Raw genomic sequence first — 25893 nt, forward strand, 5'->3', positions numbered from 1 at the left:
CAAGGCGGCCGCGACTTCATGCGGCTCGAAAATTGACCAGGCGCCCCGCGGGGTACGCATGGCCGAAAATCTAGGTAGAAAATTCAAGCTTCAAGGCTGTCCGGGCCAGGGACGGTTTTGCATTCCCAAAAAATCCGCGCCGTGCAATGCCGGCAAATTTCGGGGTCCAACTTGGTGAAGATGGTAGAAATTGCGGCGAACTTGTCAGAAAACTGGTGTTCAGGCCCGAGCAGGTCTGTGAAGCCGGTTTTGCGCCACATACGGAGGACTTCTGGCCGTGGTCTATGAAAGTAGAGATTTCCTCCCATAGCCCTGCGGGCGGCGAGTTCGGCCTCCCATAACTCAGCCCCTGCCAGGTCAATAAAGTTCATACTCTTCGCCATCACCAGCAAGTGCTTTTGCGGCAGCGGCTGGCTGCGCAACGCATGCAGGATGTCGGCGACGTGTTGAGTCGCGCCAAAGTACACTTCGCCCTCCATCCGCAGCAGCTTGAGTTGCGGACATTCGGGTAGAGCGGGGTGAGGCTGCTCGTAGGGATCTTCCCGCGTGTCGTCAATCACCACGAAGTGCCGATCCAACCCGAGATTGTCAAAGCCCATGGTGCGCATGGCGGGCCGCGAAGTGCGGTACAAAAAGGACATCAGCGACAACAGCATGCCGAGCAAAATGGCGATCTCTAGCCGAATGGTGACTGTGGCAACCAGGGTGGTCAGCGCGACTCCAAAATCACTGCGGCTCAATCTGAACAACTCGCGCCAGCGCGCCAAGTCGAGCAACGCCAGCGCAACCAAAACCAACAAGGCTGACAGTGCGGCCATGGGAATCTGCGCCAGCAACGGCGCGCTAAGCGCCACTAAAGCGAGCAGCAGCAGCGCAGAAAACACCGAGGCCAGCGGCGTACGGGCACCCGCTTCAAGATTGGGAATGGAGCGGTTCATGGAGCCGCACGACACGTAGCACGAGAAAAATCCACCGACGATGTTCGACAGACCTTGACCCCGGAACTCACGGTTGGCATCGATGCGCTGGCCAGAACGCAAAGCGACCATCTTTGCAATCGAAATGGCTTGGCCCAAGGCCACGATGGTCAGCGCAAACGCCAATCCCACCAGCTCCGTGGCCTGCGCCCAGCTGATTTTCGGGACCTCAAAGCGAGGCCACGGGGTAGCAATCTGGCCAATCATTCGGAGCGACACGACCGCTCCGCTAACCAACCCTGCGGCATGAACGTTTAGATAGTGGCCCCACAACCAAGCGAACGCGGTGCCCACCCCGAGTCCGATGAGCATGTAAGGCGAATTGCGACGCAGTCGGCGCACCAGCAGCGCTACCCCCAGCGTGATAACACCCACCGCCAAGGCAGCAGGTTGCACCGAGCTAAGTTGCGAGAACACATAACTCAACACTGCGGCGGCGCTGTGTTCGGAGGCCGCAGCGAGACCCAGCAGATCGGGCAGTGCGTGCACAGCGATCAGCAAGGCCGCGCCGGAGGTGAAACCAAACAGCACGGCGGGAGAAATAAAGTTAGCCAGAACGCCTAAGCGCAGTGCGCCAATCAGCCATTGCAGGATGCCGACCATCACGGTAATGGCCAGCGCCAGCTGGATATACAGCGGGCTAAAGGCCAACGCCAAAGGCGCCAGCATGGCATAAAGGGCGAGAGAGTTTGCGTTGGTGGGCCCCGACATGACATGCCAACTAGAGCCAAACAGCCCGGCGATGATGCAGGGAACGATCGCCGTGTAAAGGCCATATTCCGGCGGCAGGCCCGCCAGCGTTGCGAAGGCTATACCTTGCGGCAGAACCAGCACAGCACCCAGCAACCCCGCCATCGCATCGACGCGCAAGGTCACCGCCGAAACTTGTTGCACCCAGGGGCCGAACACTCGCTCCAACAGTCTTTTGAACAGAGACCCGGTAGATAGAACGGCGCTTTGTTCAAAAGATTTCATTGCGACGGTAAGCATACCCCGAGGTCAAGTGGCTCCGCGTTTTGCGTTTAAGCCAGGCCGACCGAGCACACCAACACGCCGGCCAGCGGAAAGGGGAAGCGTCAACACCAAAATTGCGATAAAACTTATAGCCGCTAATCCCGCTTGCAGCACGCGGCCGCTCCTGCTGGCAAGAAAAACGCCAACGTGCAGGGTCTGCTCACCGGTTTCTACTTAGGCCCGCTGAACCTTGAACACGGCGCGGCTAGCGCGCCCGTTCGGCCAAAACCGGATTTCTTTCCCGTCCTGCAAACCAAATCGGTCCAGAATCTGCAGCCGGTTTTTGACAGCCAAGGCTTCGAAGTCCTGCAGCGTACCGACGCGAATGTTAGGGGTGTCATACCACTGGTATGGCAGGATCTTGGTCACCGGCATTCGCCCCCGCAAGACGGCTAGACGATTAGGCCAGTGACCGAAATTTGGGAAAGCGACGATCCCGATGCGTCCCACCCGGGCCGTCTCACGCAACATGACTTCGGCATTGCGAAGATGCTGCAATGTGTCAATCTGCAGCACCACGTCAAACGAACCATCGCCGAACATTGTCAGCCCTTCTTCAAGGTTCAGCTGGAGCACATTCACACCGCGCGCCATGCAGGCCTGAACATTGGCGTCGTTAATCTCAACCCCGTAGCCTGAGCACCCGCGCTCGCGAATCAAATGGTCCAGCAATTCGCCGGTCCCACACCCGAGATCCAGCACGCGAGCCCCCTGCGGCACCAGCTGGGCAATCGACAACAAATCTGCAGAGGGGTGCGCAGCCCTCTCGGCTCGCCGGGTCATACTGCCACCTTGCTCTTAAAATAGGAGCGAACTACGCCTATATAGCGAGCGTCATCCAGCAAAAAAGCATCATGCCCATGGGGCGCATCGATTTCGGCGTAGCTCACGTCGCGCTGGTTGTCGAGCAGCGCCTTGACGATCTCGCGGCTGCGTGCCGGTGAAAATCGCCAATCGGTGGTGAAGCTCACCAGCAGAAATTTGGCACGGGCTTTTGCCAGCGCACGACTCAGGTCACCGCCAAATTCGCTGGCCGGATCAAAATAATCCAGCGCGCGCGTGATCAGCAAGTAAGTGTTGGCGTCGAAGTATTCAGCGAACTTATCGCCTTGGTAGCGCAGGTAGCTTTCAATCTCAAACTCGATCTCTTGCGTTGTGTATTTATAGGCGTCCCTTTTCGCTGGCTGCAATGCACTGCCAGCGGAAGCGTCCACGCCTGCTTGGGGTGGCGCTTCGCAAGGTTCCCCCACACTCGATTGAAGGTCCACGGTTTGCCGTAACTGGCGACCAAACTTTTCGTTCATCACGTCGTCGCTCAAATAGGTGATGTGGCCGATCATGCGGGCGATGCGCAGACCGCGTTTGGGCAGCACGCCGTACCGGTAAAAATGCCCGCCGTGAAAATCGGGATCGGTCACGATGGCGCGGCGCGCGACTTCGTTGAAGGCAATGTTTTCGGCCGTCAGATTCGGCGCGCTGGCTACCACGACGGCATGCCGCACGCGGTCGGGGTATTGCAGTGTCCAGCCCAGCGCCTGCATGCCCCCCAAGCTACCGCCCATGACGGCGGCCAGCGTCTGAATGCCCATTACGTCAAGCAGTCTGGCCTGGGCGCTGACCCAATCCTGCACCGTCACAACCGGGAAATTGGCGCCATAGACCTCGTTTGTGTCCGGATTGACCTGCATCGGCCCGGTAGAGCCGAAGCAGGAGCCCAAGTTGTTGACGCCAATGACGAAAAACTGGTCGGTATCCACCGGTTTGCCCGGACCGATCATGCTGTCCCACCAACCTTCAGACTTGTCCTTCACGTGACCGGTCTCGTCCAAGTAAACACCTGCCACATGGTGCGACGCATTCAGGGCGTGGCAAATCAGCACGGCGTTGGATTTATCGACGTTGAGCGTGCCGTAGGTTTCATAACTCAAGTCGTAGGCACGAATTGACGCGCCGCTCTGCAAAAGCAGGGGCTCGTCAAAGTGCATGGACTTTGGTGAAGCAACCAGGACCGAGGGAGAAGACAAGATAGGACACCCACCCTTAGGAAGACCAGCGATCAGGACCGTCAAATCAGCGACCTGAAACCCTAAAAGGAAACCCGGCATCGCTAAACGCGAGTCCGGGTCATGACGGTTCGTTTTTAGCGGTACTTTTTATGCGCCCGCAAGCTGAGCAAATCAGCGCTTTATAAGTATATCAAGGTAAAAAACGGGGTCCTCACGCTTTTCACGCTATGTAGTGCACCGATTCCGGCGCGGCCACAAGGTGCGCGCCTCCACAAAAGCACGCTAGTCGCTTGAGCGTGCGCACGGGTGCAATCTGCGCGCGCAGGCCCCTCTGTCTAACTTTGCACTTTCGTGGCGCATTTCTTGCTTGTATTTGGTGCAATTTTTAAGTTTTCTGATAATACGCACCAAGAAATTACATTTCATACAAGAGGAATTTATGGAAGCACTAAAACAGGGCTCGAATGCCCTGTTCATTTTGTTGGGCGGCATCATGGTGCTGGCCATGCATGCCGGGTTTGCCTTTCTGGAATTAGGTACGGTCCGCAAAAAGAATCAAGTGAACGCGCTTGCAAAAATTCTGGTGGACTTTTCAGTTTCAACCGTGGTTTATTTCGCTGTCGGTTACGGTGTGGCTTATGGCACGCATTTCTTCGTCGGAGCGGAGGAGTTGGCCGCCAAAAATGGTTACGAATTGGTCCGGTTTTTCTTTTTACTGACGTTTGCAGCGGCTATTCCTGCGATCATCTCCGGAGGAATTGCCGAGCGTGCTCGCTTCTACCCCCAATTGATCGCAACCGCAGTCATCGTCGGTTTTATCTATCCTTTTTTTGAAGGCATTGTTTGGAATCAGCATTTTGGTGTGCAGGCCTGGATCAAGTCGCTCACCGGTTCCGAATTTCATGATTTTGCCGGGTCTGTCGTGGTCCACGCGGTTGGAGGCTGGTTGGCACTGCCTGCCGTGATTTTGTTGGGGGCCCGTCGCAACCGCTATCGAAAGGATGGTGCCGTATCTGCCCATCCGCCCTCCAATATTCCTTTTCTGGCGTTGGGCGCCTGGATTCTGATCGTGGGGTGGTTCGGCTTTAACGTGATGAGTGCGCAGACCCTCGACAAAATTTCAGGCCTGGTGGCCGTCAACTCCTTGATGGCGATGGTGGGCGGAACGCTAGCCGCGCTGGTGTTTGGCAAAAATGATCCGGGATTTCTCTACAACGGCCCGCTGGCCGGGCTTGTGGCGGTGTGTGCTGGCTCTGACTTAATGCATCCGCTGGGCGCGCTCGTAGTAGGCGGTGTGGCCGGCGGAGTTTTTGTGGTGATGTTCACGCTGACCCAGAACAAATGGAAGATTGACGACGTACTTGGGGTCTGGCCATTGCACGGGTTGTGCGGCACTTGGGGCGGAATTGCTGCTGGCCTTTTTGGCAGTAAAGCACTCGGGGGGCTGGGTGGAGTAAGTTTTAGCGCTCAGCTCATAGGAAGCACTATGGGCGTGGCCTGGGCGTTACTGGCGGGATTTGTCGTTTATGGCACGCTGAAGGCGACCATGGGCCTGCGCCTGACACAAGAGGAAGAATTCGAGGGCGCGGATTTGTCGATTCACCGCATTGGGGCCACGCCTGACCGCGAGGTCACCTGGTAATCACAATAAGTGCTGCCCTGGCGTTTATTGCACTCGCTCCAGGGCGCCAGATCAAAACCTGCTTTAGCAGCGGTTTTCGTGATGTCTAAAAATCGGCTGGCGCCACAGACCATTGACATAAGGGCTCGCTAGCCATGCCCTCATGGCAACGCTTGAAAAGCAACCGGTCGAACACCGCATTTACCTGATCCGTTTCGCGGGCCTGCAACTGCGTAACGACGACTGGGCTGAAGATGCGGTGCTAAAAACTCTCGTGGCCGCCTTGTCAAAGCCCTAGATGTTTGGCCGCCGATTCCAGTCTAAAACGTGGCTGATCGGTATTCTTAAACACCAGATCATTACCTTGATTCGCAGCAACGTTGCGCGCAGTGATGGACCGATAAAAACAATACAACGGTGACGCTGAACGCGCCGACAGCGCGAAACTTTCTGGCTATCCGCTGGAACAGGATGCAAGGTAGGCGCTTTCCTCGGCTTTTTTACCAATAAGTCAAAACTTTTTTGCGGAAATAAGTAATACTTTGTAACGCCTTATCTGCCGCCTGAAAATACAAGCTACTTTTTGGTACTACCATCCCAGAAAATTGAAATGGTATCCGGGGTTTAATTATTTTTTAGGACTCCCTCCGCTTAAAGCGAAGATAAAACATAAGCTTTCCCGTTTCAACTAAGGTGTTCCAGGCGAGTGTGTGCACTAACTCCTTAGAAAGATAAGACGGGACAGGAAATGCACTTTACAAAGACGCTCACTGCCCTGGTTGAAGACGCACTTCGACTGTCGGTATTCGCGCTTCCCTTTTATGTCCCTCTTCTTTTTGCGACGGTCCGGTCTGAGAAATAACCTTCTCACACACCATGTCGCTATCCCTCACAACAACTCAAGATCGCGAGAAACCCTTCGCAGACGCAGCCTCCCTCAATGCAAGTGGTGAAGACGGCTGATTGTGTTTTTCATTACTGACGCATAATATATTGGTGTGAATTTAAATATTCACGCAAGTTAGGTGATCGGTCAGTTTCGCGCGCTACAGCGGTACGTATAAGATTTGTTGTGCTTTCGGGACCCCATCGCTTTTGTTATTGTGTTTTAGAGGAGTCCCTTCATGGGCAACAAACTATACGTCGGCAACCTGCCTTACTCAGTGCGGGACGAAGATCTGCAACAATCTTTCGGTCAATTCGGCGCTGTCACCAGCGCTAAAGTCATGATGGAACGCGACACCGGTCGCTCCAAAGGCTTTGGCTTTGTTGAAATGGCGAGCGATGCAGAAGCTCAAGCCGCGATCAATGGCATGAATGGACAGCCTTTGGGTGGCCGTAGCGTTGTCGTGAATGAGGCACGTCCAATGGAGGCACGTCCTCCACGCAGCGGCGGCTTCGGCGGCGGTAGCGGTGGTGGCGGATACGGCGGCGGCGCTGGCGGTGGCGGTGGTGGCGGCGGATACGGTGGCGGCGCTGGCGGCGGCGGTGGCCGTTCTGGTGGCGGCGGCAGTGACGGCGGTTTCCGTAGCCCGTACGGCGGCGGCGGTGCTGGCGGTGGCCGCTCTGGCGGCGGCGGCGGTGGTCGCGGCGGCTACTAAGCCCTTCAGACCTGCACGTGGTTGCTAGCTGATTAGCTAGCGCACCTAGCTCCTCTGGTCTTTGACTTTAGGACACCAAAAAGGCTTCAAAATTTCGATTTTGAAGCCTTTTATGTTGTCGCCCGGTTCTTCGTGTGCCGGGGATTCGCCAGTAAATGAACCATTGAGTGTTTGCAGTGCCGCGATGCCTAGTGGCTACTTTGCGGCGTAATGCGATGTGTTGAGTGAGTGTCTACCCGAAACTGTTGGGCCCACCTTCAATAGCTTTTAGTGACGGCACAAAGGCGGTATTGGAACTATCAATCGCCTGCCAGGCGCTTCCGCTTATCACTAAGGCGCAGCGCGCGGTTTGGAACTAATCGAGGGCGGCGCGTTGTTGGCAACTTTGGGCATTAGAACCCCCCGCACTCGACCCTTCAGATTGGCCACTTGGTCCAGGTTGTTGTAAGAAAACGTGTCGCCCGTGAACTGATCCGTGCCTCGTATCAAAACCACAGGTTTATGGGACGTGACCCGTTCCTCATTCAGAAAGGCATGCAGAAATTCTCCGCGAAATTCCAGGCGGGGCGTCTCCTTGCCGTTGGCGCCTAGACTTGCTTCCCGCACTACAAGTGCATTGCCGGTCAACTGAACTTCTGAGCCATCGCTGTTGGCGTAGGCTCGATTGGCTGTCGCCGTTGTGACCAATCCCTCCGGATTGATGCTGCGAATCCTTACCTTGTCGATTTCCAAAATATCAGTATCGGCAAAATGCCGCGCTTCAATGCCGTAAATTTCGCTTTTAAGCTTACCGCCTTCGTCAAAGTTTTTGATGGTGAACTTGTGCATAAAATAATCTACTTCATGCCTCGCCTCTTTCGTGACATCGGGTGCACTAAAGATCGGGGTATTGCGTACCAACCAATAGGTTCCCAAAGCCAGTGACCCCATCATCAGCAGCGGCATGTAAATGGCCATGCTGTCCCACAGACGGAAGGCGACACGCCAGGACCCGTTCAGCTGCCGCAGCGCGCCACCCCGTCGCACGCCGTGAGAGGCGGCCGTCATCGGTTGTACTCTTGCAGCAAGCTGGCGTAGCGACCGGTAGCGACCAATAACAAATCACACAGCTCACGCACCGCGCCATGGCCGCCGCTCGCCTGCGTAACATAGCGGGCCTGCGACTTGACCTCCCCGTGTGCATTTGCCGGTGCGCAACTGAAGGCCGCACGGCGCATCACAGGCAGATCGGGCCAGTCGTCACCCATTGCTGCGGCGGCGGCCCAGTCAAGACCTAACGCCCGCAAGGTGATTTCTGCAGCAGGCCGCTTGTCCTCAGTACCGAAATGCGCATGCGTGATGCCCAACGCTATCAGCCTTGCGCGCAGCGCGGGGCTGTCGCGTCCAGTAATGATGGCCGGCGTGATGCCGGCCTTTTGCAGCAGCTTAATACCGTGGCCATCCAGCGTATTGAACCGCTTGAGAATCTCGCCGTCCTCAGACATGTACAGTCCGCCGTCCGTCAGCACACCGTCCACATCGAAGAATGCGACTCGCACGGGTTGGGCGTGAAGTAGCAGCTCAGGCGCGACCTTCAACGCCGCACCCGCTGCTGTCTCCGAACGCAACAATTCGGCGCTACGCGCAAGTTCCAACGCCTCTGGAGGCCGCATACCAACCTTGGTAAAAAGCGCGGAGTTCATATCACCTTGGCGCGCATCAAGTCATTTGAATTGAGTGCACCACAAAGCACCCCTTTGTCGTCTACCACCAGCACACTGGTAATGCGGTACTGCTCCATCATCGCCACCGCCTCTACAGCAAGCGAGTCCATCCGCACCGTGCGCGGATTAGTGTGCATCACATCGCCTGCTTTGCCGCTGCGCAAGTCCACGCCTTTCTCAACCAGGCGGCGCAAGTCGCCGTCGGTAAAGATTCCCAGCACGCGCTGGCTGTCATCTACGACCGCGGTCGCCCCCAATCCCTTGGCGCTCATCTCACGCATGAGGTCGGAAAAACTTGTTTCTAGCCGCACCTGCGGTACCGCATCACCGCTACGCATCACATCGCTCACGTGAGTCAAGAGCTTGCGGCCAAGCGCACCGCCTGGATGAGAACGAGCAAAATCTTCCTCCTTGAAACCGCGCGCATCGAGCAACGCCACAGCCAACGCATCGCCGATCGCGAGTTGCACTGTCGTACTCGCCGTAGGCGCCAGATTCAGTGGGCAGGCTTCTCTCGCCACACTGCTGTCCAGCCTGACACAGGCATGTTTAGCCAGCGCAGAGTGAATGCCCCCAGTGATCGCCACGAGCGGCACGCTCAAGCGGCTCAGAACCGGGAGAATTGCCGTAAGCTCTGCGCTTTCGCCGCTGTTGGAGATAGCCAGCACCACATCCAGGCTCGTGATCATGCCAAGATCACCATGGCTGGCTTCGGCCGGATGCACAAACATCGCTGGCGTACCCGTAGACGCGAATGTGGACGCGATTTTGCGGCCGATATGCCCGCTTTTCCCCATGCCCATGACCACCACACGGCCACGACACAATAGCATCAGCAAGACCGCTTGGGCGAATTCGGCGCCTACGCGGCTCGCCAGGCCAAGCACGGCAGTCGCTTCTATCTCAAAGGTCTTCCTGGCAAGGGTCAGTACACGTTCGGCATCATAGTTCGCGGCATCAAAGCTCATGACTGCATTCTATCGAGTAGCGCGAGGGCGCCGGGCCTGTTGCGACCCTGACAACGGGCAGCCGGCGCTAGCTCATCGGCTACCATTCACGCATGAGTGCCCTTGAACTGACCCTGCTGTACCTGCTGGCCGCAGTGCTCGGTGTGGTGGCATGCCGCTCGCTCAAATTGCCCCCAATGCTTGGCTACCTGACTGCCGGTGTGGTGATTGGGCCGAATGCGTTGGCACTGGGCCAAAACTCCGACGGCGTGCGCCATCTGGGTGAGTTTGGCGTAGTGTTTTTGATGTTTGTAATCGGGCTGGAATTCAACCTTCCCAAGTTGCGCTCCATGCGCCGCCACGTCTTTGGACTGGGAATGCTTCAGGTCACGCTCACCATGGTGCTTTCCACCCTAGGCTCGCTGTTTCTTGCCAGCATGGCACCGACCTTATGGACGATGAGCTGGCAAACCACGTTGGCACTGTCCGGCGCAATGGCTATGAGCAGCACGGCCATCGTCGTCAAACTACTGTCCGAGCGGCTGGAGCTCGATTCCGAACATGGCAAGCGCGTCATGGGCGTATTGCTGTTTCAGGACTTGGCGGTGGTGCCGCTGCTGGTGCTGATTCCTGCGCTTGGTTCGTCGCCTGACAAGTTGTTCATGGCGCTGGCTATTGCGGGAATAAAGGCCGCTGGACTGGTCGGTCTGCTGCTCACCGGAGGCCAGCGCGTCATGCGCTGGTGGCTCACACTCGTGGCGCGACGCAAGAGCGAAGAGCTGTTTGTGCTCAACCTGCTACTGGTCACGCTGGCGCTAGCCTGGCTGACCGAGTGGGCGGGTCTTAGTTTGGCGTTGGGCGCTTTTATCGCCGGGATGCTGATTTCCGAGACCCAATACAAGCACCAGGTGGAAACCGACATCCGTGCCTTTCACGATATCCTGCTGGGGCTATTTTTCATCAGCATCGGCATGATGCTGGACTGGCATCAGGTGGTGGCGCGCTGGCCGCTGGTGCTGCTGCTGATAACGCTGCCGGTGCTTTTCAAACTCGGCATGGTCACGGTGCTGGCACGCTCGCTCGGTGCGACTGCTGGCGTGTCGTTGCGCACCGGCCTGTATCTGGCGCAAGCCGGGGAGTTTGGCTTTGTGCTGCTGTCGTTGGCGCAGGGGAGCAGCCTGGTGCCGCAAGCCTTGCTGAATCCGATCCTGGCCAGCATGGTGTTGTCGATGCTTGCCACGCCCTTCATCATCATGCACAGCAACGGCATCGTCATGCGACTGGTCTCCAGCGAATGGTTGCAGCAGTCGCTGCAGATGACCACGATTGCGCGCAAATCAATCAACACCACTAAGCACGTGATCATTTGTGGCTATGGCCGCTGCGGTCAAAACCTCGGTCACATGTTGGAACGCGAAGGCATCCCGTACATCGCACTAGACCTGGATCCGGATCGGGTGCGCCAGGCTGCTGCGGCCGGCGACTCGGTAGAGTTTGGCGATGCGGTGCGCCTACAGGCCCTGATCGCGGCTGGCCTTTCACGAGCCAGTGCGGTGGTGGTGACTTATCTTGACACCGCAAGCGCCCTCAAAGTGCTGGCCAACGCACGTGCCCACGCGCCAATGGTGCCAGTCATTGTGCGAACCGTGGACGACCACGACCTGGAAAAGCTGCGGGCTGCGGGCGCCACCGAAGTGGTGCCCGAAGCCATAGAAGGCAGTCTAATGCTGGCTAGCCATGCGCTGGCGCTGGTAGGCGTACCCATGCGCCGCGTGATCCGCGTGGTGCAGGACCAGCGCGATGCACGCTACAACCTGTTGCGTGGCTACTTTCGCGGTGCCGACGACGACACCGTCAATGAACGTGAACAGGAACGCCTCTCGACCGTGACGCTTCCGCTGGAAATCAGGTTCGCAGGCAGGCCGCTGGGCACGATGGCGCTTCAGTCCGTGGGCGTGCGGGTTGTTAGTTTGCGGCGTGGAACCGGTAAACCGCTGGAGGTCCATGATGACACCCTGCTTGAAGGAGGCGACACGCTGGTGCTGTCAGGTAAGCCCGAGGCGCTGTCCACAGCCGAAGAAAAACTGTTGCGCGGCTGACCTTCAGGAACAAGACCAGAAAACTCTCAGTCATAACTCCCCGAGTCGCCCCGCTCAAAGGATCCCCGCGCCTAGGTCAAGTCGCCGTATTGCGTGCTGCTGAGCGCCGGAGAAGAAGGCGACTCGGGCATCTCCGTGTCTTCAAAACCTGTGAGCAACGTGTAAGAGTGCGCTGCGCTGCGAATTTGGCCCCCTTTTTCAGGCAAGGCTTTCGGGCCGAGCACTGATGCCGCACGCAGGGCTTGTTTGAAGGCCACGATCTCCTCAACCTGAATCGGCTCACGCGCCGCACTTTGGCGGCTTGGTTCTGGCTTCCGCAAGGCGGCCACTTCATCCCGGCGCCAGTACACCGCAGGCACAGTGATCTGAAAACGAGCCTGAGCATTGTGAACAATCAGGGCCTCCATCTCAGAAAACTGCTCGGGAGGGGCGCCGGAAGCCGTTGCCAGATCTATCATGACCAGAAAGTTATCTCCAGGCTGGTCTAGCGAAAGCACCTTGAACTTATAGCGGGCAGACAACACGCCAGCCCGGGTCATCGCCTCGCGAATTGCCACGTACAACTGCTCGCGACGGGCGTGGCGTTTAACTTTCCGATCTTCCCGGGGGTTAGCCTCCTCCGGCACTGGCCGCTGGGGCAAGAGAACAACGGGCTTGTGGCCACCTGTGTGAGAGCGTTTTTTTTCATCGCTTACAACGGATTTCACTGGATGCGATTTCCCGGAAAACCAGGTGAAGAAAGACATGTGCAGAGTTCTCGTATTGGATACTTCTCCTCCCAAAAGCGAGAGAGATAGTAGTTACCGCGCTGTGCCCGCTCTGTTGCCGCCGGGGCCTATTCGGTGCCTCTTCTTTCGCTAATAAATGTAACTCGGCTTGTCAGTATTTATGTAAAAATTTTGTTACGTTCGATTGGTTAGTTTTTTGATGCTCAGCCTGAGCCACAGACATCAGAATTGAGTTAGCCAAAGGCGTTTTGAGGGCGGCAAGGTCGCCGCCATAACGATCAAGTGACAGCGACTCGTCGCGCGCGGTTATACAGCCGTTTCGCCATGACAGAGCCAATCGCCATCGTCAGCTCCATTGCAATCGCGCTGTGGCGGTTGGCCAGTTCCAGAAACCTTAGAGAGGTCAAACGCCAGAGCTTGCAAGGCGCCGAGGCATGCACCGCCGCCCTACGCGTCAGGTGCGAAAAAAAAGATCCTTCGCCCAACACGGTCCCTGCGCCCACCAACGCCATCCAGAGGCGTTCTTTTTCGTCTTCATAGTGAACGCTCACGGTACCGCTCTCAATAAAATACAACGTGCGGTCCAAGGATCCCTGCTCCATCAAAACATGGCCGCTCTTCATTGCAAACGGCTGCATGTAGCTGGCCAGAACGTCCCAGTCCGGCGGGGTGAATTGACAACTCAAGGCGTCACTGGCTCGGCTGTGCGTGATGGCTTCGGCCAACTCATGGATGTCAAAGCAAAGGGCGGCGGGTAGTGCGGCGTTCATAATAGAAACAAAGATACCTTTGCTCCACGAACGCCGCAAGCTTTGTTAACTACGACTTACACCTAATACAAAAAATTCTAATTTTTAATCGTTCGCTGCGGACGGCCTTTTTGTCACCTTTTTGGCGGCAATCACTGCTTCTGTCCTGCGACCCCAGGAACCTTACGGTTCAGGGCTACTTTCCAATACAGAATTTCGAAAAAATCTCTCCCAGTAAATCGTCTGGGCTGAACTTCCCGGTAATTTCGCCCAAATGAAGTTGCGCCTGACGCAGATCTTCGGCGAGCAAATCCAGCGCAGGTCGGGCTGCGTGAAACTGAGCTGCTGCTGTTGCCAACTGGTCTTTCACGTTATCCAGCGCACGCAAGTGGCGTTCACGCGCCATAAAAACGCCTTCGGGTGCAACTTTCCAACCCACCACTCCAAGTAGTTGCTGTCGAAGCGCTTGCAGACCGGCGCCTGTTTTAGCTGAAATAAGCACACCGCTCCTACCCATTTCAAGCCCCTCAGGGCTGGCCGCGTCCAACTTATTCCAGACATTGATGATGGCCGTATTTTTTGATAATTTTTTTGCCAGGGTTTGTGCTATCGCTGCATCCTTTGCGATGTGACCAATATCCTCTTGCTGCGTCAAATCGTGCAAAAAAAGAACCGCGTCCGCACTTTCAATTTCTACCCAGGCCCGCTCGACGCCAATTTTTTCAATTTCGTCCAATGCCTCGCGCAGACCCGCAGTGTCCACCACATGCAGCGGCACGCCTTCTATCTGGATCAATTGCGAAACTTTGTCTCGCGTGGTACCCGCAATCGGCGTGACGATGGCTAGTTCAGCTCCGGCTAATGCATTAAGCAGTGAACTCTTACCGGCGTTGGGCTGACCAGCAATCACTACCTTGATGCCCTCCCGCAAGATGGCACCCTGAGTGGCCCGCTGTAATACGTTTTCCAACATTGTTTGCAGCCGCAGCAGCTTCCCTTGTGCATCGGCCTTTTGAAGAAACTCAATATCTTCTTCCGGAAAATCCAGCGTGGCTTCAACCAGCATACGTAAATGGATCAACTGTTCCAGCAGCATATTCACCGCTATTGAAAACTCACCGGACATTGAGCGGGCGGCTGAACGCGCGGCAGCTGCAGTGCTGGCATCGATCAGATCTGCGATGGCCTCGGCTTGCGCTAAGTCGATTTTGTCGTGCAGAAATGCGCGCTCTGTAAATTCTCCCGGTTGGGCGATTCGAAGGCCTGACAGCTGAGACAGCGAGTTTTCGCCTTCAATGGGACCGCGCGCCGCTGTCGCCTCCAGGCAGCGCGCTAACAGCAGCTGGAGTATCACCGGCCCGCCATGGGCCTGCAACTCCAGCACGTCCTCGCCGGTATAGGAGTGAGGGGCTGGAAAATAAATGGCCAGCCCTTGGTCAATCACCTGCCCCAGAGCATCGCGAAACGGCAGGTAGGTGACCCGTCGAGGTTCTAACGGCCGACCACAAATAGCAAGAATAAGCGGTGAAATTTCTTTGCCAGAAATTCGCACGATTCCCACTGCCCCGCGCCCTGGAGCAGTTGCGATGGCGACGATCGGATCGTGATGTCGGGCCAGCATAAATCCGAATTTGTGAAGAATCTCAAAGCGTTGCTTTGAGACCCGTTCGTATTATTTGAACTTCGGCAGGTTGAACTGCGGCGGGACACCCATTCGGGTGTTAATGACCCACTGCTGAGTAATCGACAAAATGTTGTTGGTAATCCAGTACAGCACCAAACCAGCCGGGAAAAAGAAGAACATTACGCTGAAAATAAGCGGCATAAACCACATCAGCTTGGCTTGCATCGGGTCCGGCGGTGCGGGATTGAGAGCAGTCTGCAGCATGGTCGTCAGCGCCATGACGACGGGCAGAATATAGAACGGATCGGGAGACGATAAGTCCTTGATCCAGAGCATCCACGGCGCGCTACGCATCTCCACGCTGGACAGCAAGACCCAGTAAAGCGCAATAAATACAGGGATCTGGATCATGATGGGGAAGCAGCCGCCCATGGGGTTAACCTTTTCCTCGCGGTAGATTTTCATCATCGCCTGCTGCATTTCCTGCGGCTTGTCTTTCAGACGCTCTCGCATCTCCGTGATCTTCGGATTGATGGCCTTCATCTTGGCCATGCTGGCATAGGCCTTGGCATTGAGCCAGTAGAACGCGATCTTGAGCAGCAGCACCAGTGCAACGATGGACCAACCCCAGTTTTGGATGAAGCTATGCAGCTTGTCGAGCAACCAATACAGCGGCTTCGCCAGAATAGTCAGCCAACCGTAGTCCTTCACCAGTTCAAGGCCAGGGGACAAGGCTTCAAGCTTTTTTTCCTCTTGCGGGCCAACAAATAATTTTGAGTCGATCGTCCTGGTTGCACCGGGCGCGATGCTGTTCAACGGCGTGATCATGCCCACAGCAAATAGGTTGGTATCGACCTTGCGTAGAAAGATATCTCGCTGGATGCCATCCCCCAGAATCCATGCCGATGCGAAGTAGTGCTGCACCATTGCGACGTAGCCGTTGGTCGCCTGTTTTTCAACATCCACCTTATTGTTTTCGATCGTCTTGAATTCCACTTTCTGATACTTCTTGGCTTCGGTATAGATGGCTGGACCGGTAAAAGTGGAGTAAAACGACGATTCCCCAGGCGGCTTGTTACCATCGCGTACCAGCTGCAAATAGAGTTGAGGAGCCACTGGTACGTTGCCGGTATTGATCACGTCATGGCGCACAGCCATGTCGTAAGCGCCGCGTTTAATCGTATAGGTTTTCACCAGTTTGACGCCACCAATGGCGGCAGATTCAAACTTGATTTGTAGCTCGTTCTGGCCGTCCTTTAGCGTGCGCTCGCCGGGAACCACCGTCATCAGGGTTTTATGCGTCGGGAAGGTGCCGCCCGTAGTGCCCGCAATCAGGCCAGTTTGTGCCACATAAACACGATCGCTACTCTCATCTAGCAGCACATAGCCCAATTCTTTGTGTGCGGTGTCTTTGTATTTACTGAACACCGAGCGAACCAAGGTTCCGCCTTCGCTGTCAAAGGTTAGTGTGAGCACGTCAGTGCTGACCACTACGCGCTCTTTGACGGTGGACGGCATCGAAGGCGCACCCGTTGGCACCGCACCAGGTAAGTTTTGGGTTACCCCAGCGGAGGACGACGAAGGAACCGAAGAAGCTGTTCCACTCAGTGTGGGCGCAACGGGCACAGTGGGTGAGAGTACCTTGCTAGTCTGCGTTGCTGAAGGAAAGAAAGTGGCTTTATGACCGCTGAAAACCTGCCATTGATCCCACAACAAGACCATGGAAAAACCAAAAATAACCCACAAAATAGTGCGGCGGATGTCGTTCATGACGGCGTCTTTTTAGAAGATGTAGGAGTCACGGGTGTGACCAGACGGGTGAAAAGAGAAGCCGCTTTTTTTGGCGGCACCGGATCGGAACCGCCATCGCACCAGGGATGGCAGCGCGTCAGGCGACGTAGCGTCAGGTAACTTCCAACGGCTGCGCCGTGCTGCTGTAGCGCTTGCAACGAATACGCCGAGCAGCTGGGTTCAAACCTGCAGGCCGAGCCTAGCCAGGGACTGAGCAACAAACGGTATCCCTTCACCAAACCAATCAGCGCGGTTTGCGGTGAACGTACCAAGACTGCAAGTTTCGCGTTCATAGGGATTTGCTCTAGAGTTGGATTAGTACCTGCATCAGCGCCTGCACTTCAGTTCGCACAGCCAGCCTTAACTGCTTGGAGCTAGCGCTGACAAATTCATTACGAGCGAACTCGCGCCGCAGACGAACCAAAAAAGCGGCCTCGGGATATTGATTCAAAAGCTCAGCACTCACGGTGTAGATCTGTCGCTTGATCGCATTGCGCGTAACCGCTCGTTTAGCCCAGCGTTTTGGAACCATCGCACCGATCCAGAGATCCTGGATCGGAAACAGCATCGGTGAGTTGTCAGGTTTGTCGGACTGTATTTGCACAACTCGTGTATTCAGCGCATTGCGATGCAGTACGAAATGCGTCGTTTTTGCAACAATAGTTCCAGCAAGCACTGCCTGGAACTGCGGTCGAGTTTTAAGCCGCTGCACTGCCGCCAAGCGTCAGTTAACAAAAAAAAATGAACGACCCGCGTGAAGTGCGCTTAAACGGCCAAGCGCTTGCGGCCTTTGGCACGACGCGCGGCAATTACTGCGCGACCGCCTCGCGTTTTCATGCGCGTCAAAAAACCGTGCGTGCGAGCGCGCTTGACTTTGGAAGGTTGGTATGTGCGTTTCATGATAAATCCTACTGGCCTGACAGCTACAAAGCATCCCTTAGTGATTCGAATGATCTTGGCGGCCGTACAACACGGCCAGCTTTACAAGTCCGCAGGACTTGCAATACACCTGCGGCGGACTGGCTGACCGATCAAAACTGGATCGATAAGCACGGCCATGCAGGGGAAATCAATCCGCCCCGAATCGGGAAACCAATGATTATCACAGATTTCTCAATACTGGCAACCACTGAGTTTTCGGCGTTACGGTTTAGGAACTGCGGCATCGGGAAAATTGTGCTGCTGCCGACCTAATAATAGCCATTGCAGGAAGATTTTTGAGCGTTCTTCGGGCTTTTTTTCCCTGTAGCGTGCTGTTCAGAGAGGTGACGCGGTAGTTTTATCTTTACTCTTTAATTCTTTAATTTAAATTAGTAGTAGTGATAAGGGTGCCGCTGATCTGTGGATAGCCCTATTTTCTTCCTTTCAATCAAGGACTTGGCGAATGTTTAACCGTGTGTTGAGGCGGCGCGAAAGTATCTTGCAAGACATGAACAACTTTTCGTGATGAAACATTTCTGTGGATAAGTCATAGGTTGTTAAAAAGTTTTCCCCACAGTTGTTCAACAGGACGTGCTGCCTCATGAGGTAAAAAAAGGGTTCTAAAATCTTTTCAGAGGATTCTGAATTTACGGTGTTCGTGACTTGATGCTAAAAGGTATCGGTTGGCTTAGTTCTTCCCGAAGAGCGCCCACCGGCAAGCGGTCACCTTAGTGCTGCAAAAGAATGTGTTTTTTAGCAGCCGCTCCGTGCGACACTAAAGAACCTTTTCTGCGTGCAGGAATGCACTTATGTAAGAGGGGTAAACCCAAAGCTGGAATTTTGTGGACAACTAGGGGCTCCAGCTAAAATTGCGAGTGCTTAAAATTAACAATATCCACAAGCCGGTGCGCCTTTTTTCACTCCAGCAGCCCGGTCAAATGAAGTCATGAGTGAGATGTTCGTTCATAGTTCGAGTCAAGATTTATGGCAAACCTGCGTTGACCAGTTAGCCCAGGAATTACCTGAACAGCAGTTCAATACCTGGATTCGACCGCTGGTGGTCAACGTGGCACCGGACTTGTCCAAGGTCACTGTCCAAGTTGGAAACAGGTTCAAACTTGATTGGGTTCGTGCCCAGTACGCCGCCCGCATATCCGCATTGATTGAAAAGCTATCAGGCCAAAGAATTCCCATTGAATTGGCGCTCGTCCCTCGAGAATCACCCACTAAATCAACGACTTTAGTTCGCAGCTTTGAAGGCGTTGAAAATTCGGAGCCGGTCGGTATGGGTGGGCCTGAAGAGGCTGCGAATGCTCCGTTCAAGAACCGGATCAACACGGCGCTGACTTTTGACACATTGATTGAGGGCACCGCCAACCGCATGGGCCGCGCAGCAGCGCTTCATGTGGCCAGCAGTCTAGGGCAGCTGTACAACCCGCTTTTTATCTATGGTGGCGTCGGTTTGGGGAAGACCCATTTGATGCATGCCATTGGCAACAAACTACTGGCCGACAACCCGGTTGCCAAAGTCCTCTACATCCATGCGGAGCAATTTGTTTCAGACGTGGTTAAAGCCTACCAGCGCAAGACGTTTGATGAGTTTAAGGAGCGCTATCACTCGCTGGATTTGCTGCTGATTGATGATGTGCAGTTTCTTGCCAACAAGGACCGCACACAAGAGGAGTTTTTTAACGCCTTTGAGGCCTTGCTGACTAAAAAATCGCATATTGTGATGACCAGCGATACCTATCCGAAAGGGTTAACTGATATTCATGAACGCTTGGTGTCGCGCTTTGACTCTGGGTTGACAGTGGCCATTGAGCCCCCTGAATTGGAGATGCGCGTCGCCATTCTGATTCGTAAGGCAGAGGTCGAGGGTACGGTCATGCCGGAGGAGGTAGCATTTTTTGTAGCCAAAAACGTTCGCTCGAATGTGCGGGAGCTGGAAGGCGCGTTGCGAAAAATTTTGGCTTATTCTCGTTTTAACCACAAGGAAATTTCGATCCAGTTGGCTCGAGAAGCGCTGCGTGACCTGCTGTCTATTCAGAATCGGCAGATTTCCGTTGAAAACATACAAAAGACTGTGGCCGACTACTACAAGATCAAGGTTGCGGACATGTATTCCAAGAAGCGCCCGGCTAGCATTGCGCGGCCGCGCCAGATTGCCATGTACCTGGCCAAGGAACTCACGCAAAAGAGCTTGCCGGAGATCGGTGAGCTGTTTGGCGGACGGGACCACACCACCGTGTTGCACGCGGTACGAAAAATGGCTGCGGAACGTCAACTGATGACTGAACTCAATCAGCAGCTGCATGTCTTGGAACAAACCCTAAAAGGCTGAAAAAGTGCGTTTTTACCTACTCTTTAACGTTTTAAGGCCTTCGCGACAGCTTTGGGGACAAGTTTTTAACAACCTATGACTTATCCACAGAAGCAGATGACAATGAAAAGTTGTTCGTAAATCACAAAATTTTCCAGGATGTCTGAACACAGGGTTAAACAAACGCCAAGTAGTTGATTAAAAAGGAGAAAATACCGCTATCCACAGACAGACGCGGTGCTTATCACTACTACTAATTTGAATTAAAGAATTAAAGATAAATACAGGGGAAGAAATGATCGTTCTGAAAGCCACTCAAGAAAAAATTTTGTCGGTGTTGCAATCGGTCGCGGGGATTGTGGAGCGCAGGCACACTTTGCCGATTCTGGCCAATGTTTTAATTCGCAAAACCGGGGCGCAGCTTCAGCTGACCACGAGCGATCTCGAAATTCAGATTCGCACAACCGCTGAACTTGATGGCGATGCAGGCGACTTCACCACCACCGTAGGTGCGCGCAAGCTCATCGACATCTTGCGGTCCATGCCGAGCGACCAGACGGTGTCTCTGGAGTCGGCGCAAAACAAGCTAATTTTGAAGGGCGGTAAAAGTCGCTTCACTCTGCAGACCCTGCCAGCGGAAGATTTTCCGCTGGTGCAGGAGGCCGCCAACTTTGGTCCGGCCTTCTCGGTTCCTCAAAAGGTGCTCAAGGCCTTGCTCAATCAGGTGTCGTTCGCCATGGCTGTGCACGACATTCGCTACTACCTCAACGGCATTCTGTTCGTCGCTGAAGGCAATCAGTTGAGCTTAGTGGCCACCGATGGCCATCGCTTGGCATTTTCTTCAGCCACGCTGGATGTTGAAGTGCCTAAGCAGGAAGTGATTCTTCCGCGCAAGACGGTGCTAGAGATGCAGCGTCTGCTGAGCGACAAAGAAGGCGCTATCGAGATGCAGTTTGCCGGTAATCAAGCCAAGTTCAGCTTTGAAGGTATGGAATTTGTGACCAAGCTGGTCGAAGGAAAATTTCCCGATTACAACCGCGTCATACCCAAGAACCACAAAAACATCATCCTGCTAGGCCGTGTTCCCCTACTGGCCAGCCTGCAGCGGACCGCGATTCTAACCAGTGAAAAATTCAAGGGTGTTCGATTGAATATTGAACCGGGAACGCTGCGCGTGGCGTCAAACAATGCCGAGCAGGAAGAAGCGGTGGACGAGCTCGACATCGACTACGGCGGCGAGTCCATAGAAATTGGTTTTAACGTGACCTACCTGATCGATGCGCTGGCTAACATGAACCAGGACATGGTGAAGATCGAGCTGGCTGATTCCAACAGCTCTGCGTTACTGACTATCCCCGACGATGCTGCATTCAAATACGTGGTGATGCCGATGCGTATTTGACGCCTATTTGGCAAGAAGAACAGGTCAAAAATTACAAACAGACCCGCGAGCCTACGCGGGTTTGGTCATTCAAGAGATTGAGAAAAGCGGGTCATGACTGAAGAAAACAAACCGAACGAAGCCGATCAAGTTCACGTCACCGAGGGTGACGCAGTGGAGGGAAGCTCCAATTTCCAGCCGAAAATCGATAGCAATCAGGCAGGGGCATCAGAAGCCTATGGAGAAGGCTCGATCCAGATATTGGAAGGCCTAGAGGCGGTGCGCAAGCGACCCGGCATGTACATTGGAGACACGTCTGATGGCACGGGCCTGCACCACCTGGTGTTTGAGGTCGTCGACAACTCGATTGACGAATCACTGGCAGGCCATTGCGACAATATCCTTGTCACCATCCACACCGACAATTCCATCAGTGTGGTGGATAACGGGCGCGGCATTCCAACCGGTGTGAAGATGGACGACAAGCATGAGCCCAAGCGCTCTGCGGCCGAGATCGCGCTGACGGAACTACACGCTGGCGGCAAGTTCAACCAGAACAGCTACAAAGTGTCCGGCGGCCTGCATGGGGTGGGCGTGAGTTGTGTGAATGCACTGTCAAAAATGTTGCGTCTTACGATTCGCCGTGACGGCAAAGTCCATGTCATGGAGTTCTCCAAAGGCTTTGTGCAAAATCGTCTCGTCGAGACGGTCGGCGGCGTTGAAGTCTCCCCCATGAAAGTGATGGGCCCGACCGACAAGCGCGGCACGGAAGTCCACTTTTTGCCCGACACCGACATCTTTAAGGAAAACAACGATTTTCACTATGAGATTTTGAGCAAACGGCTGCGCGAGCTGAGTTTCCTGAATAACGGCGTTAAGATTCGCCTTAAAGACGAGCGCACTGGCAAGGAAGATGACTTCGCCGGTGCCGATGGTGTCAAAGGCTTCGTGGCGTTTATTAACAAAGGTAAAACGGTACTTCACCCCAACGTGTTTGCCGCGATGGGTGACCGGCAGAGTGACCAGGGTACCAACATCGGTGTGGAAGTGGCGATGCAGTGGAACAGTGGCTACAGCGAGCAGGTGCTTTGCTTTACCAACAACATTCCCCAACGCGACGGGGGTACCCACCTGACCGGCCTTCGCGCAGCGATGACGCGCGTGATTAATAAATACATCGACGACAGCGAATTGGCCAAAAAGGCCAAAGTGGAAGTCACAGGCGATGACATGCGCGAAGGCTTGTGTTGCGTTCTGAGTGTGAAGGTGCCCGAACCTAAGTTCTCCAGTCAGACCAAGGACAAGCTCGTGTCGAGTGAAGTGCGCGGTCCCGTCGAAGACATTGTGAGCCGGCTGCTGCATGACTACTTGCAGGAACGCCCCACTGACGCCAAGATCATCGTCGGAAAGATCATTGAAGCGGCGCGTGCCCGCGAAGCCGCTCGCAAAGCGCGCGATCTGACACGTCGCAAAGGCGTTCTGGACGGCATGGGCCTTCCGGGGAAATTGGCTGACTGCCAGGAAAAGGATCCCGCTGGCTGTGAAATCTACCTGGTCGAGGGGGACTCCGCGGGTGGTTCAGCCAAGCAAGGCCGTGATCGTAAATTTCAGGCCATCCTGCCTCTGCGCGGGAAAATCCTGAATGTGGAAAAAGCGCGTTATGAAAAGCTGCTGACCAGTAATGAAATTTTGATATTGATCACCGCCCTGGGCACCGGCATTGGTAAAGGCGGTGGCGTTGGGGGCACGCCCGGCGTGGACGACTTTAATGTCGCCAAGCTGCGCTATCACCGCATCATCATCATGACCGACGCCGACGTCGACGGCGCGCACATTCGTACGCTGCTGCTTACCTTCTTTTACCGTCAGATGCCTGAACTGGTAGAGCGTGGTCACATCTACATCGCACAGCCACCGCTGTACAAGGTCAAGGCGGGCAAGGAAGAACAATACCTGAAAGACACCGCGGCACTTGACAGCTTTTTGCTGCGAATTGCCTTGAAAGATGCCTCGGTGCAGACTGGCGCCGGCGAAAACTCCGTGCTGACAGGCGACGCGCTGGCCGATCTGGCGCGAAGACACCAGGTCACTGAGTCGGTGATCAATCGCCTTAGCGGCTTTATGGATGCCGAAGCCCTGCGTGCCATTGCCGATGGTGTGTCGTTGAATCTCGATACCGTGGCGGATACGGAAGTGTCGGCGATGGCGTTGCAAACAAAGCTGCGGGAGTTGAACGTATCTGGCGCACCTGCCGATGTGGCGAGCGAGTTTGATGCACGCACTGACAAACCCATTTTGCGCATCAGCCGCCGCCATCACGGCAATGTGAAAAGTAGTGTGCTGACACAAGAGTTCGTGCACGGCGCCGACTACGCCACATTGGCTGAAGCTGCCACGACGTTCAAGGACTTGATCAGCGACGGCGCCAAAGTGATGCGCGGCGAGGGCGAGCGCCAAAAAGAAGAAAAGATCAGCGACTTTCGCCAAGCCATGCGCTGGTTGATCGGTCAAGCCGAGAACGCCACCGCTCGCCAGCGCTACAAAGGTCTGGGCGAGATGAACCCCGCCCAACTATGGGAAACCACGATGGATCCCAAAGTGCGTCGCTTGCTCAAAGTTCAGATTGACGACGCCATTGAAGCCGACCGTGTATTCACCATGCTAATGGGTGACGAAGTGGAACCACGCCGTGAATTTATTGAAAAAAATGCGCTTAGGGCGGCTAATATCGATATTTGAGCTTGTAGTAATTCTGAGAATTACTGCAAAAATTCTCACAACTTGTTGGCGCCGTTTGAATCTTGACAGTGCGAGGGTGCGGCGGAATGCTTGGACTGGGTTATGCCGTAAGTCCGAGGCTTGCTCGGTATTCGAGGGGACTGAGTGAGCCAAGAAAGACCGTTGCGTTATCGATCTTCCAGCCACTCATGACCAGAACCGCGACGGCGAGGGCGAGGGCGTTGACCCAGCGCGCAACGCTCAACGAGGCCGGATGGATGATGTCCTCATCGATATCCATGTGCTGCCTTTAGTGTGAACTCATTGGGATTGGTTCAGCGCCCTTGCGCATGCTGTGCGCCTTGCGAGTCAGTCCGTTGATGAGTAAAGTTCTTACAAAACGACGGTCGCTTATTTTGATCCCATGCCATTGCACTACGGAAGTCATGCGCCGCCGCCTTCCGGGCGCAGTTTTGCAATCATTGCTTCAAGCTCCTGAATGCGTTGGTCGCGCTGGTCCAGCGCAACCTGTACCGATACGGCATCAAAGCGCACCGGTATGTGCTGTGGGCAGTTGGCATCCCAAGCCGTCACCGTGAAGACAATGACCTGCTCCGCCTTTGCGCTGTAGTGCGCAGGCATCAGCTCGTCAAGGAGTTCGGCATCGTCTTCCACTACCTTGGCATTGCCCCAAATTTTGATGCGCTGCCGATGCGCGTAGTCCATCAGGAACAGGTGGGCCTTGGAACTCTCGGACAGGTTGCCCGTGGAGATGTATTGCTTGTTGCCCGAGTAGTCAGCAAAGGCCAGCGTGTGCGCACCCAGTACACGCAGAAAGCCTGCTGGACCACCTCGGTGCTGGATATAGGGTTGTCCGTCGGCGCTCACTGTGGCCAGATAGACGCTGGTTTGGGCCGATATAAAGTCCTGCAGCTCGGGTGTAATGGAGGTCGCCCAGGAGCCACGTTGTTCCATGCGTGCATAGGCGTGGCGGGAGCCCTTGCGCATTTGAATGGCCTTAACCGCCGGCGTGAAGGCGACGTCGCTGGAATAGCGTGAACTGCTGGACACGGTCTTACAGCCCCATCTGGCTTAGTGACGGATGGTCGTCTGGCCGTCGCCCCAGTGACCATAGCAACTTGCGCTCGGACGCCGAGATAGTCAGATCGTTGATGCTGGCCAGACGCAATTGCATCAAACCGTTTGCGTCAAATTCCCAGTTTTCGTTGCCGTAGCTTCTGAACCATTGACCGTTGTGGTCATGCCATTCATAACAAAACCGGGCGGCGATGCGGTTGGAATGGAATGCCCATAACTCCTTGACCAGGCGATATTCGTGCTCGCGCGCCCACTTGGCATTGAGAAATACCTGAATGGCGCCACGACCAATGACAAATTCCGAGCGGTTACGCCATTGGCTCGCTGCGGTGTAAGCCAGCGCCACCCGAGCAGGATCGCGCGAGTTCCATGCATCCTCAGCCAGTCGCACCTTTAGTGTGGCTGAATCGAAGGTGAATGGCGGCGAAGGTGGCCGGGAAGGGGAAGTACTTGTATTCATGGTGAGCTGGCAGGTGTTCGTTTAGATATTGCAATGCAGAGTTTCGTTTTCCGCAGAGCGTGGGTTCAAACGGCGGTGTCGAGATTCATGTTGTCTCCTTGTTGAGGAGTGCGTGAATGGTTCTGTTAGGGGTGC

23 protein-coding genes are annotated in these 25893 nt (G+C 55.1%); 7 read left to right on the top strand and 16 right to left on the bottom strand.

What is annotated here, in order from left to right; all coding sequences use genetic code 11:
• Positions 1-83: 83 nt before the first annotated feature.
• From HHJ16_RS13385 to HHJ16_RS13395, 3 genes are all read right to left on the bottom strand, one after another.
• A complete protein-coding gene (locus HHJ16_RS13385) occupies positions 84-1952 on the bottom strand; it encodes a SulP family inorganic anion transporter (RefSeq protein ID WP_296901448.1) in 1869 nt (622 codons plus the stop codon).
• Between the two features lie 213 nt (positions 1953-2165).
• The gene (metW, locus tag HHJ16_RS13390; protein ID WP_296901352.1) at positions 2166-2774 is read right to left on the bottom strand and encodes a methionine biosynthesis protein MetW; all 609 of its coding nucleotides are present in this window, start codon (positions 2772-2774) and stop codon (positions 2166-2168) included.
• Entirely contained in the window at positions 2771-4015 is a 1245-nt protein-coding gene (locus tag HHJ16_RS13395) for a homoserine O-acetyltransferase (RefSeq protein WP_296901354.1), read from the bottom strand. Before HHJ16_RS13395 ends, metW begins: the two co-directional genes overlap by 4 nt.
• Positions 4016-4436: 421 nt before the next feature.
• On the opposite strand from HHJ16_RS13395, the gene HHJ16_RS13400 reads away from it, so the two are divergent.
• The 3 genes from HHJ16_RS13400 (at position 4437) to HHJ16_RS13410 (ending at position 7219) form a co-directional block, all read left to right on the top strand.
• Positions 4437-5639: an ammonium transporter gene (locus HHJ16_RS13400; RefSeq protein WP_296901355.1), complete on the top strand. Its 1203-nt coding sequence runs from the start codon at positions 4437-4439 to the stop codon at positions 5637-5639.
• Between the two features lie 142 nt (positions 5640-5781).
• Complete coding sequence (locus HHJ16_RS13405; RefSeq protein ID WP_296901357.1) at positions 5782-5916, top strand: hypothetical protein; 135 nt, start codon at positions 5782-5784, stop codon at positions 5914-5916.
• 826 nt (positions 5917-6742) lie between these two features.
• The gene (locus HHJ16_RS13410) at positions 6743-7219 is read left to right on the top strand and encodes an RNA-binding protein (RefSeq protein ID WP_296901359.1); all 477 of its coding nucleotides are present in this window, start codon (positions 6743-6745) and stop codon (positions 7217-7219) included.
• 330 nt (positions 7220-7549) lie between these two features.
• On the opposite strand, the gene lptC is transcribed toward HHJ16_RS13410, so the two are convergent.
• The 3 genes from lptC to HHJ16_RS13425 are packed head-to-tail and all read right to left on the bottom strand — an operon-like array spanning position 7550 to position 9890.
• The gene (gene lptC / locus HHJ16_RS13415) at positions 7550-8266 is read right to left on the bottom strand and encodes an LPS export ABC transporter periplasmic protein LptC (protein ID WP_296901360.1); all 717 of its coding nucleotides are present in this window, start codon (positions 8264-8266) and stop codon (positions 7550-7552) included.
• Positions 8263-8901, bottom strand: a complete 639-nt coding sequence (locus HHJ16_RS13420) for an HAD hydrolase family protein (RefSeq protein ID WP_296901362.1) — start codon at positions 8899-8901, stop codon at positions 8263-8265. The genes lptC and HHJ16_RS13420 overlap by 4 nt, the downstream gene beginning before the upstream one ends.
• Positions 8898-9890, bottom strand: coding sequence for a KpsF/GutQ family sugar-phosphate isomerase (locus tag HHJ16_RS13425; RefSeq protein ID WP_296901364.1), 993 nt, complete (start codon positions 9888-9890; stop codon positions 8898-8900). The genes HHJ16_RS13420 and HHJ16_RS13425 overlap by 4 nt, the downstream gene beginning before the upstream one ends.
• Positions 9891-9982: 92 nt before the next feature.
• On the opposite strand from HHJ16_RS13425, the gene HHJ16_RS13430 reads away from it, so the two are divergent.
• Positions 9983-11968, top strand: coding sequence for a monovalent cation:proton antiporter family protein (locus HHJ16_RS13430; protein WP_296901366.1), 1986 nt, complete (start codon positions 9983-9985; stop codon positions 11966-11968).
• Positions 11969-12039: 71 nt separating this feature from the next.
• Here HHJ16_RS13430 and HHJ16_RS13435 read toward each other — a convergent pair whose 3' ends face one another.
• The 7 genes from HHJ16_RS13435 to rpmH form a co-directional block, all read right to left on the bottom strand.
• Complete coding sequence (locus tag HHJ16_RS13435) at positions 12040-12714, bottom strand: hypothetical protein (RefSeq protein ID WP_296901368.1); 675 nt, start codon at positions 12712-12714, stop codon at positions 12040-12042.
• A 260-nt stretch (positions 12715-12974) separates the two neighbouring features.
• The gene (locus tag HHJ16_RS13440; protein ID WP_296901369.1) at positions 12975-13466 is read right to left on the bottom strand and encodes a cyclic nucleotide-binding domain-containing protein; all 492 of its coding nucleotides are present in this window, start codon (positions 13464-13466) and stop codon (positions 12975-12977) included.
• Positions 13467-13641: 175 nt separating this feature from the next.
• Entirely contained in the window at positions 13642-15066 is a 1425-nt protein-coding gene (mnmE, locus tag HHJ16_RS13445) for a tRNA uridine-5-carboxymethylaminomethyl(34) synthesis GTPase MnmE (protein ID WP_296901371.1), read from the bottom strand.
• A 51-nt stretch (positions 15067-15117) separates the two neighbouring features.
• A complete protein-coding gene (gene yidC / locus HHJ16_RS13450; protein WP_296901372.1) occupies positions 15118-16839 on the bottom strand; it encodes a membrane protein insertase YidC in 1722 nt (573 codons plus the stop codon).
• On the bottom strand, positions 16836-17153 hold the full coding sequence (gene yidD, locus HHJ16_RS13455; protein ID WP_296901374.1) for a membrane protein insertion efficiency factor YidD: 318 nt from the start codon (positions 17151-17153) through the stop codon (positions 16836-16838). Before yidD ends, yidC begins: the two co-directional genes overlap by 4 nt.
• Before the next feature lie 11 nt (positions 17154-17164).
• Entirely contained in the window at positions 17165-17572 is a 408-nt protein-coding gene (locus HHJ16_RS13460) for a ribonuclease P protein component (protein WP_296901450.1), read from the bottom strand.
• A gap of 53 nt (positions 17573-17625) precedes the next feature.
• The gene (gene rpmH, locus HHJ16_RS13465) at positions 17626-17760 is read right to left on the bottom strand and encodes a 50S ribosomal protein L34 (protein ID WP_007862708.1); all 135 of its coding nucleotides are present in this window, start codon (positions 17758-17760) and stop codon (positions 17626-17628) included.
• A gap of 967 nt (positions 17761-18727) precedes the next feature.
• Between rpmH and dnaA the strand changes: the two genes are divergently transcribed.
• The 3 genes from dnaA to gyrB all read left to right on the top strand — a co-directional run bounded on the left by dnaA (position 18728) and on the right by gyrB (position 24221).
• On the top strand, positions 18728-20122 hold the full coding sequence (gene dnaA, locus HHJ16_RS13470; protein ID WP_296901376.1) for a chromosomal replication initiator protein DnaA: 1395 nt from the start codon (positions 18728-18730) through the stop codon (positions 20120-20122).
• Between the two features lie 274 nt (positions 20123-20396).
• Positions 20397-21503 (top strand): DNA polymerase III subunit beta, encoded by a 1107-nt coding sequence (gene dnaN, locus HHJ16_RS13475; protein ID WP_296901378.1) that lies wholly within the window; start codon positions 20397-20399, stop codon positions 21501-21503.
• A 93-nt stretch (positions 21504-21596) separates the two neighbouring features.
• On the top strand, positions 21597-24221 hold the full coding sequence (gene gyrB, locus HHJ16_RS13480) for a DNA topoisomerase (ATP-hydrolyzing) subunit B (RefSeq protein WP_296901379.1): 2625 nt from the start codon (positions 21597-21599) through the stop codon (positions 24219-24221).
• Positions 24222-24321: 100 nt separating this feature from the next.
• Here gyrB and HHJ16_RS13485 read toward each other — a convergent pair whose 3' ends face one another.
• The 3 genes from HHJ16_RS13485 to HHJ16_RS13495 all read right to left on the bottom strand — a co-directional run bounded on the left by HHJ16_RS13485 (position 24322) and on the right by HHJ16_RS13495 (position 25758).
• Complete coding sequence (locus HHJ16_RS13485; protein WP_296901380.1) at positions 24322-24501, bottom strand: hypothetical protein; 180 nt, start codon at positions 24499-24501, stop codon at positions 24322-24324.
• A gap of 143 nt (positions 24502-24644) precedes the next feature.
• Positions 24645-25271, bottom strand: coding sequence for a pyridoxamine 5'-phosphate oxidase family protein (locus tag HHJ16_RS13490; RefSeq protein ID WP_366557497.1), 627 nt, complete (start codon positions 25269-25271; stop codon positions 24645-24647).
• A gap of 4 nt (positions 25272-25275) precedes the next feature.
• The gene (locus HHJ16_RS13495; protein ID WP_296901382.1) at positions 25276-25758 is read right to left on the bottom strand and encodes a nuclear transport factor 2 family protein; all 483 of its coding nucleotides are present in this window, start codon (positions 25756-25758) and stop codon (positions 25276-25278) included.
• Between the last annotated feature and the right edge of the window lie 135 nt (positions 25759-25893).

The sequence above is a fragment of the Polaromonas sp. genome, from assembly GCF_012927485.1.
Classification (GTDB): domain Bacteria; phylum Pseudomonadota; class Gammaproteobacteria; order Burkholderiales; family Burkholderiaceae_C; genus Polaromonas.